This is a genomic window from Trichlorobacter sp. (assembly GCF_030247655.1).
In the GTDB taxonomy this organism is placed as follows: Bacteria; Desulfobacterota; Desulfuromonadia; order Geobacterales; family Pseudopelobacteraceae; genus Trichlorobacter.
In genome coordinates this window covers 1-5,994 of sequence record NZ_JAOTRZ010000188.1, presented here as the reverse complement: position 1 = coordinate 5,994, position 5,994 = coordinate 1, and the positions used below count along the sequence as shown (strand labels likewise).

The 5,994-nt window shown below is 53.7% G+C and carries 6 protein-coding genes; 4 read left to right on the top strand and 2 right to left on the bottom strand.

Annotated features, from left to right (window positions below; translation table 11 throughout):
• The first annotated feature begins 81 nt into the window (after positions 1-81).
• Together OEL57_RS13310 and OEL57_RS13305 are read left to right on the top strand one after the other, a co-directional pair.
• Complete coding sequence (locus OEL57_RS13310; protein ID WP_300741071.1) at positions 82-2,601, top strand: MMPL family transporter; 2,520 nt, start codon at positions 82-84, stop codon at positions 2,599-2,601.
• A gap of 3 nt (positions 2,602-2,604) precedes the next feature.
• The gene (locus OEL57_RS13305) at positions 2,605-2,898 is read left to right on the top strand and encodes a hypothetical protein (RefSeq protein WP_300741070.1); all 294 of its coding nucleotides are present in this window, start codon (positions 2,605-2,607) and stop codon (positions 2,896-2,898) included.
• 135 nt (positions 2,899-3,033) lie between these two features.
• Here OEL57_RS13305 and OEL57_RS13300 read toward each other — a convergent pair whose 3' ends face one another.
• Both OEL57_RS13300 and OEL57_RS13295 read right to left on the bottom strand, forming a co-directional pair.
• Positions 3,034-3,597: an acyloxyacyl hydrolase gene (locus tag OEL57_RS13300; RefSeq protein ID WP_300741069.1), complete on the bottom strand. Its 564-nt coding sequence runs from the start codon at positions 3,595-3,597 to the stop codon at positions 3,034-3,036.
• Positions 3,598-3,614: 17 nt separating this feature from the next.
• A complete protein-coding gene (locus tag OEL57_RS13295) occupies positions 3,615-5,036 on the bottom strand; it encodes a B12-binding domain-containing radical SAM protein (protein ID WP_300741068.1) in 1,422 nt (473 codons plus the stop codon).
• A gap of 143 nt (positions 5,037-5,179) precedes the next feature.
• Between OEL57_RS13295 and OEL57_RS13290 the strand changes: the two genes are divergently transcribed.
• Positions 5,180-5,413, top strand: coding sequence for an exodeoxyribonuclease VII small subunit (locus tag OEL57_RS13290; protein ID WP_300741067.1), 234 nt, complete (start codon positions 5,180-5,182; stop codon positions 5,411-5,413).
• 12 nt (positions 5,414-5,425) lie between these two features.
• On the top strand, positions 5,426-5,994 hold a 569-nt coding region (locus OEL57_RS13285; RefSeq protein WP_300741066.1), incomplete at its 3' end, for a polyprenyl synthetase family protein.

Here is a 5,994-nt window from a genome sequence, read left to right as displayed (position 1 = left end):
AAACTTGAAGAACCGATGTTTAACGTACCGTTACAAGGTCTGCGACTGTTTCCCCTGTCCCAGCTGAAGGCCCGCTGATCCATGAATATTCCCGGTTTCAATGGTTTGCTTGATCTGGTCAGTCGCCTGACGGTCCGCCACCTTGGCTGGATCAATCAGGTGACCTGCAGATCACCCCGTCTGGTTATCGCCTCCTTACTGCTGTTGCTGCTGGTATCTGTCACCTCCTTGTTTCGGATCCATTTTGAGACCGATATCTTCCGCCTGTTTCCTGCGGATCGTCCTGCCATGCGTCTGCTGCTTGATTCGCTGGAATGGTCCGGTGGGGTAAACGAGGCTTACTTTCTGCTGGAGGGAGAGCCTGCAGCCCTGCCTGCCGAGGCATCCCGGCTGGCAGAACGGTTGCGCAGCCTGCAGGTGGATGGTGTGCCAGCCTTCAAACGGGTGGTCTACCGGATTTATGAAGAGTCTGAAGCCCAGCGTTTTGCGGATCTGGTGGCGTTCAGCGCGGCCCATCCGGCAGCCTTTGTTGCTCCTCATGACGGACCGGTTTTGGCAGAGCGTTTTACCCCGCAGGCTGTTGACCATGCCCTGGAGCAGTTGGCTGTGCAACTAGCCGGTAGTGTTGGAGCCAGTGGAGTGGCCCTTGCACAGGCAGACCCGCTGGGGGTGCGGGAGCTGATCCTGCCCCGTCTCAAGGCCGGCAGCCAGGCCCTGGCCATGGATCCAGACTCCCCTTATTTTATGTCTCGCGACAGGCAGGTGCTGATCATGATTGCAGAGCCTTCCCGGCCTGTGCAGGAGATGGCCTTTGCCCGTAAGCTGGTGGCAGGCATCAATCAGGCCAGAGCCGGTATGACGGTGCAGGTCTCCTGCGCCGGTGCCCATATCAGCGCTGTGATGGACGAGGCTGCCATGAAGTTCAATATCCTGGCCTGTATCGGCTCTTCGCTGGTGGTGGTTACCGGTCTGTTTTTTCTGATGTACCGTACCCTTTGGCCCACCTTGATGATTCCATTGTTTGTCTCGGTTGGGGTGTTGTTTTCTCTGGGAAGCGTCGGCCTGTTTTGGAACAGCATTCATATTATCTCCTTTGCCTTCACCGCCCTGTTGATCGGTCTGGGGGCTGATTATTCCATTCATCTCTATGATCGTTTCCATTGGGAACGGACGCAAGGTGCGGACACTGATCAGGCCATTACCCGTGCAGTGACCGATACCGGTCGCGGATTGCTGATTGCTGCTGCCAGTACGGCCCTGCCGTTTTTGTTGTTGGGCTGGACAGAGGTGCGGGCTCTTTCTGAATTAGGCATGCTGGTCGGGTTGGGGGTGATCTTTACCCTGTATGCCAACCTCTTGTTGATGCCGCTGCTGTTGCGCCGTATTGATAGCTCCGACAAGGTGTATCATCCGCTGCCGCTGTTGGGATTGGGACGTCTCTGGCGGTTTACCGGCAACTACGCAACGCCACTGTTGGCCGGTGCAGTACTGTTATTTCTACTGTTTGGGTGGGCTGGTCGTCACGCGTCCTTTGATGTTGAACTGAAGAACCTGCAACCCCAGCATTCTGAGGCATTTAAAGCGCTTACGCTGGTGGAAAAACACCTGAATCTGGCTCCCAAGAGTCTGCTGGTGGCAATTGATGGCCCTGCCCGTGCCGAGGTGCTGCGGCGGATACAGACAGTGGAAACCCTGGCTGCCGACCTGACGCGGCAGGGCAAGCTTGAGGCCTGGTCAAGTCTGGGGCAGACCATGAACCGTCGTGCTGATCAGGAGTCAGTTGCTGCCTTGCTTCCTTCCGGTGAGGCGGTTGCCTCCTCTCTTGAGCAGCGTCTGTCAGTCCACGGATTCACGGTTGCTGCCTTTGCCCCTTACCTGCAACAGTTGCGGCAGGGAAGCTTGAATCGTGTGCTAGATGAAAGCGTGGTGATCGACCAACTGGCCAACTCACCTTTGCGTGGTGTGGTGGAGCGTCATCTGCTGCATGATCAAAGTGGCTGGCATGCCCTGGTGTACCTCTACTTTAAGCCGGGTCAGTTAAATCCGGTTGATCTTGTGACTGAGGTCGCCAGGATTGCGCCCGGGGCGCGTATGACCGGTACGGATTTGGTAAGCCAGGAACTGCTTACGGCAGTACAGAATAGCGCAGCCTTTGGGATCGGGTTTGGCAGCGTATTGGTGCTGGTGCTTTTACTGGTGCAGTTTAGAAGTCCTTCCGCTGTCGGTATTGCATTAGGTCCGGTGCTGTTTGGTACGGTTGCCATGCTGGGCACGATGTCGCTGGTGGGGATGAAGTTCAATTTCATGAATATCCTGGTGCTGGTGACGATCATCGGAATGGGGTGCGATTATGGTATGCATGTTCGACATCGTTGTGCAGATGTTCCCCCGGAACAACAGGAAAGCGCCTTTGTACAGTCCGGGCGCTCGATTCTGCTCTCCGCATTAACCACCATTGCTGGTTTCGGCTCACTGGCCTTCACCGATTACGGCGCCATGTCCTCCATCGGCTGGGCTGCTAACTTCGGCATCTTCTTTACCGCGCTGGCGGCACTGCTGCTGGTGCCTGCAATAGTACGACGTGTTGCAATCAGGAGGTAGATTATGCTGCGTTTTTCAGTGCTCTGTCATGTTGTGCTGCTTGTCTGTCTGGCAGTTCCGGTTCAGGCTACTCAGGTTGTTGAAGAGGTAAAACAGGCTGGCCGTGAAACCAAGGAGGCGTTTAAACAAGCTAGCAAAACCATTAAAGAAGATACGAAAAAGGCCGCCAAGGAAACCAAAGAGGCTATTAAACAGGTGGGTAAAGAAACCAAGGCCGGGTTTAAACAGGCTGGTACGGAGATTAAACAAGGGGCGAAAAAGGCAGGGGAGGAGATCCGCGACGCCGTTAAAAAGTAAAACAGGAAAAGCCAAAGGCGTGAGCACGCAGGATCAAATCTGATTTTGACGGATTTCCGCTGATTTAAAAACAAGATATTTTAAATCTGTGAAGATCCGCTAACTCCTCGTTTCCGCGTGAAACGAGTCTTGAAGTTAATACAACCAGCTTACCCCCACCAGAATCTTGCTGGAATTAAGCGGTTCGTTTGGAGTTGCAGTTCCGGCATTGGAGATATGGTGATAGCGGTACTCCAGGTTCAGCATGGTAGCCTGTCCCAGTGGTATCTGCATACCGGTGCCGCCCTGATAGCTGAAGTTGAGCTTTGCCCCCATGCTGGGAAGTCCAAGATCAACATAGACCGGACCACCACCGGCAAAGATATACGGTTTAACGTGGTTCAGACTGGTAAATTTCCAGCTCCCCAACAGATACCCCCCCACCATTGATCTGCCCCCATGATCCACCGCCAGATGGTAGGGCAGCTCAACCAACAGTTGATGTCTGCCCTGATACCAGCTTCCCTTGCCAACATCTCCAGACAGATACCAACCCAGACGGGCGATGGCATCCCAGGTCTGTACCTGGCTGCGGGTTTCACCAAAGCCGCGGTGGGTAATGCCGTAGCCGGTCAGCATGGTCAGTTCATAGCGTGCATCGGCTGTGGTTTTTACATGATCATCGGCCAGTGCAGAGCTGGTGATAAGAGCTGTAATCATAATTGTAAGAACTGTTTTTACCATTTTTGCTTCCTTTCAAACTTCAGGATGGCTGGCAGGTTTTTTAGGAAATCCAGTACGCTGTGGGGTGATTGCCAGATCATCTTGGTGTAGCCCCAATGTATCCGGCTGCGGCGGTAGAAGCGGCGGATGAACTCGTCATAGAGATTCTCAAGTTGCGGTTTGGTCATGCCGTTGGGGATGAAGACAAAATTCATGCAGTTCATCAGCGACCAGTCTTCGTTAAATTCGCCAAACTGCTCCAGGGTCTTGAAGACCGGCGCACCAGGGAACGGGGTGAACTTGGTGACATTGATCTCATCCAGTGGCAGGGACAGGGCATAGTCAATGGTGCGGCGAATGGCCGCCTCATCTTCGCCCGGCAGTCCCACCATAAAGAGTCCTTTGACCCGCATCCCGGCATCTTTCACCATCTTCAGCTTGCGTCCCACTTCATCCAGGCCGTAGAACTTGCGGTGCTGCTTTAAAATTTCAGGATCACCGGATTCAATGCCAAAGTTGACCTGCCAGCAGCCGGAACCTTTCAGCAGGTTCAGCAGTTCCTGATCAACATGCTCCAGCCGGGCAATGCAGTTGTAGGTGACCTTTAACCCCATTTTATCTTTCAGTTCGCAAAAGTGGGCCACCCGTTTGCGATCAAAGGTAAACAGGTCATCATAGAAAAAAACATGCTTGATACCGTAATCACGGTTAAGCATGGCCACATGCTCGAGGATGTATTCCGGTGAGTTGAACCGGAAACCACGGGAAAAGACAGAACGGTCGCAGTAGGAGCACTGGTAGGGGCAGCCCCGGCTGGAGATAATGCTGGAGTTGGGCGATGTTGGCGAACTGAACAGCGGCAGCTTGTATTTTTGAGGAAAGCCGGGTAGCAGGTGGTAGGCAGGGAACGGCAGGTCATCCAGATTGGCAATCAACTCCCGCTGGTCTGATTGGGTGGCCTGTCCGTTGCCATCTCGATATGCCACGCCAGGGATGGTGGCCAGGTTCTGGAATCTGTTCTGGACCAGTTCCAGCATGGTTTGTTCGCCTTCGCCCAGCACCAGACAATCAATGGCTGAAAAACGGTCAAGTAGCGGCGCCCCCATGGTGCAGGCATGGGCACCACCAAAGACGGTAATGATCTGGCTGTCAGCAGCCTTGATCGCTTCCGCTATCCGGTTACCTTCTAGAAATGAGGAGGTGGTGCAGGAAAAGGCCACAACATCCGGTTTGCGGCGTAGTACCTCAGCCACCAGATCTGGCTGAGTCATTGGCGTACCATAGCAGTCAATAATCTCGGATGGTATCCCGTGTTTTTCCAGCCAGGCCATGATTGAGAGAAGCCCCAACGGCGGCATGACGTTGAAGATGGTGGTGATGTCTGGCACACCGGCGATGAAGTTGCTGCCGTAGGGGTGGATAAAAAGTACGTTCACAGGTACCTCGGGTGTTTATCAGGCTTAGAATCTCGTGATTATTACAGAGTTTGGCTTGCATGGAAAGATTGTTCTGGTGGCTTGAGGTTGACGATTCATCCGTAATCAAAGTATAATGCCGTTTCACATTTATGGGGGCAGGTATGGCAGCTGAAAAATTCGAGACATCGCTAAAAAAACTGGAAGAGGTGGTCCGCAAGCTGGAAGGGGGCTCTCTTTCACTGGATGACTCCATCAAGGCCTTTGAAGAAGGGGTCAGGCATGCTGGTTTTTGTGCCAAAAAGCTGGATGAAGCAGAGCGCAAGGTTGAGGTTTTGATCAAGCAGCGCGATGGATCATTCCGTAAAGAGCCGTTTACTACTGATGATGATGAATGAAGGGATAGCATTGTGGACCTGAAAGTATATCTGAAAGAAAAGATCGCGCTGGTTGATGCCGCGCTGGAACAGTATCTTCCCAAGGAAGAAGAACGTCCCCATAGTATTCATAAAGCAATGCGCTACTCCATCTTTGCCGGTGGCAAGCGGGTACGCCCGGTGCTGATGCTGGCTGCCTGCGAGGCGATAGGCGGCCAAATAGATAAGGCCATGCCTGCTGCCTGCGCCATGGAGATGATCCATACCTATTCGCTGATCCATGATGATCTGCCTGCCATGGACGATGATGATTTCCGGCGGGGCCGTCCCACCAACCACAAGGTGTTTGGTGAGGCGATTGCCATCCTGGCTGGAGATGGACTGCTGACCGAGGCGTTCAAGTTGATGAGTGATCCCCGTTTTGCTGCCGGGCTTGATCCAGCCGCACGTCTGGCTGTAATCCATGAAATTGCCACCTGTGCCGGTACCTATGGCATGGTGGGTGGTCAGGTGGTGGATATGGAGAGCGAGGGCAAGCCGGACATGGATCTGCCCACGGTGCAGTACATCCATACCCACAAGACCGGTGCCCTGATCAAGGT

Coding starts and splice junctions, on each gene's coding strand:
- OEL57_RS13310 (WP_300741071.1), top strand. CDS start 82: ATGAATATTCCCGGTTTCAATGGTTTGCTTGATCTGGTCAGTCGCCTG.
- OEL57_RS13305 (WP_300741070.1), top strand. CDS start 2,605: ATGCTGCGTTTTTCAGTGCTCTGTCATGTTGTGCTGCTTGTCTGTCTG.
- OEL57_RS13290 (WP_300741067.1), top strand. CDS start 5,180: ATGGCAGCTGAAAAATTCGAGACATCGCTAAAAAAACTGGAAGAGGTG.
- OEL57_RS13300 (WP_300741069.1), bottom strand. CDS start 3,597: ATGATTACAGCTCTTATCACCAGCTCTGCACTGGCCGATGATCATGTA.